Below are 2,946 nucleotides of genomic sequence, written 5' to 3' on the forward strand. Positions count from 1 at the left end.
TACGGACCGCCGAAAGAACGGCGCGATGGGCAGGCTGTGCGGATGGCTCTCCTCCACACACACACTGCGATACCATGCGCGTCAATCACACCCGCGGCCACGGGCATCTTTACCAAGCGCCGTTCAAGAGCTTCGAAGTCGAAGATGACGCGCACTTTTTCACGCCGTCCGACTCTGCATCACTCGCGGACGCCCTTCTGGTTTTCAAGAGTGGATCGAAGAAACCTGCGAACGAAATGGCATCTGGTTCACAGTCCGACCACGAGGCCGACCAAGGAAGAAGCCAAAAACAGAAGCGGTCCAACCGTCACCACACTGACAAGACGCACATTTCCCCCCCCCTTCCCCTTTGACCTCGTTGACACCATTGTCAGGCTACGGCAGATGAACGCCGAATAAACCAAATCGTCTGAAATGAGGCGACCTCACTGGGGAACATGGCATTTGTAACCCGAACGGTTGGCCTTGATTAGTTGGAATCCTCCAATTGTTCAATCCATTGTTTGAGCACATCGATTGCCCTTTCGCTGACCCGATTGGTTGCAAGTGGTGGCATCTGGCGAACGTCTCGGTGGCCGGCACGAACCACCAATTCAGACAGATAGGGTTGGCCGGGGACGATTAGTCGCCCGTCGGGTGGTGTCATCTGACCTTGCTTCGGTTTGACACCCAACAGATGCATCTCACGCAATGGCGTGTCAGCACGCATGTCGATCTTCCCGGGTCCGATTCCGCCGGGCTGATGACACATGGCACAATTGACTTCTAACCACGCACGCGCCAAACGTGTTGCATCTTCTTGCAACGGCTCTCGTTCATCCCCATTGTTTCCGCCTCGATCGAAGTTGCCAAAGCCCCAGTCCGGAAACTTTTCTGTCGCTGGCACGTCCTCTGCCGCAACTGATTCCGTAAAGACGTTTAATCGGTCCAGCATCGCGATTTGATCCACTTGCGTGCCATAATAATTCATCGTGCGATTCATCTGGCGTGTCGTCAGCCCCAACGAAAATCCAGCCTGCTTGGTGTGACAAGCAAAACACTCGCTACGGCTAGGGAAATAGTAAGGCTGCGTGATCGCCCCCTCCGCGGTGGCAATCTCGAGCGGCATTTCCTTGGACCCTTCCAACAAATTCGCTTCACTGCAATCTTCGTTGTAGACGTAGGTGTAGGCCTGCCATCCGTCGGGTGAATGCACCATTAACCGCGTTTCAAGCCGTTGTGGTTCCGATCGGGACTCGCGGTCCTGATGCATCCAAAATGTCTTGATAAAGACCGTGCCGACTGGAAACTCCCAGTCCTCCTTGGAATGAAATTTCACGCTTGCCGCCTTCGGCAATGCCAAATAGCGGTCTTTCACCGAGTAGTCAGACCAAAACGGCACATTGACTTCGTACGGGATCACACCGGGTGCGGGAAGATGATCCGAGACTGATTCGAAGAGCCCCGTTTCCGAGAGTTTTTTTGGAAAGGATTGGGCGATCTGGTGGAGATCGACGGACTTCAGACGCAACCGATAGATTCCATCAAAGACACAAAGATACATTTCCTGCTGGGCGTCTTCTCCGAACGCCGCGATCTGCAAACCGGTATCCGCCACTTGTCGAGGGACCGGGACAGCGACATGATCTTCTGTGTCCTGCGTCGCGGGCAAGGCCCATACTTTGCCACTTAAGTAATCGGCATAAAGATAATGGCCGACGAAATCGGTGAGCTCGCTACCTCGGTAGACCATGCCGCCGGTAATCGATTGGCCATCGTGCCTGAAGTATTCGGCGACGGGGTCCATAAGATCCGCCTGCCGATCGGCAGAGTTAATATTGAAATCGTGGAACCCTTCGCGGATGTTCCATCCATAGTTGCCGCCACGTTCCACCCGATCCACTTCTTCGAATCGGTTCTGGCCAACGTCAGCGGTCCATAATTGGCCGTTTTGGCGGTCAAATGAGATTCGCCAATTGTTTCGGAATCCATAGGCCCAAATTTCGCCGCGTGCATCCTCGCGATCGACGAATGGATTGTCATCCGGAATGGCGTACGGCATCTCTGAGTCTTGGTGATCGACATCGATACGCAGAATCGACCCCAAAAGGGTATTCAAATTTTGTCCGTTCAGATGCGGGTCGTCCGCAAGACCGCCATCACCAAGCCCAATGTAAAGATAGCCATCGGGGCCGAAGCGAATGCTGCCACCGTTGTGATTGCGGTAAGGCTGTGGGATTTCCAACAACCGCTTTTCGGAGTCTCGATCGACACGATTCGGATTCTCATTAGAGACCCGAAAGCGAGAAACAATTGATGCGGGAGGGTCAATCGAATAGTAGACGAAAATTTCGCCGTTCTCGACAAAGTCTGGATGAAAGGCGAGCCCCAACATGCCTTCTTCGTTCCCGACTCGCGAAACGACATCGGTCAGGTCGAGAAAGGTCTCGTAGTGATCGACGTCGTCACGATTTTCGAAGCACCGAATCACTCCCCGCTGTTCTACCACGAATAATCGGTTCGATCCGTCGGGAGCAAACGTGAGTTCGACGGGACGTTTGAAATCCAACTGGTTGAAGGCCGGTACCGCCTCAAGTGGCAGGGGATCAGGAGACCCCATCAACTGCGACGTATCGACAGCGGTAAATTGATCCGGTATCGAGTGCTGGTGTTTCGAATTGGGCACCTGGGCGACAATTTGCGTCTGGATTAGCGCCACGAAGACGGTTGCGGTCGTAACAGTAATGGCGGATAGCTGGGATCGCACAGTGAGCTCCTCAGGTGGATCGCGGAATTCATAAATGCACTCGCTCGCAGGCAACGACTGGAATGCGACGTTGTTTGTCGTGCCGCACGTTTTGTGCCAGTTGAAGGCGAGCGTACACCTGGAACGCTGCCGCAGCAGGAGCAAAACGAGAGGAATTTGTAACCCCTCTATGGAACCTGAGCGGATCCAAAGGCAAGTCG

The 2,946-nt window shown here is 54.1% G+C and carries 1 protein-coding gene and 1 pseudogene; one reads left to right on the forward strand and one right to left on the reverse strand.

The genetic code is table 11. The features are described 5' to 3' along the window. Positions 1–353: pseudogene (locus RMSM_RS42300) on the forward strand (hypothetical protein); the annotation flags it as partial. 116 nt (positions 354–469) lie between these two features. Here the strand turns inward: RMSM_RS42300 and RMSM_RS03285 are convergent. Further along, entirely contained in the window at positions 470–2,746 is a 2,277-nt protein-coding gene (locus tag RMSM_RS03285; protein WP_144057343.1) for a PQQ-dependent sugar dehydrogenase, read from the reverse strand. Positions 2,747–2,946: the final 200 nt, after the last annotated feature.

Source organism: Rhodopirellula maiorica SM1, from assembly GCF_000346295.1.
Taxonomy (GTDB): domain Bacteria; phylum Planctomycetota; class Planctomycetia; order Pirellulales; family Pirellulaceae; genus Novipirellula; species Novipirellula maiorica.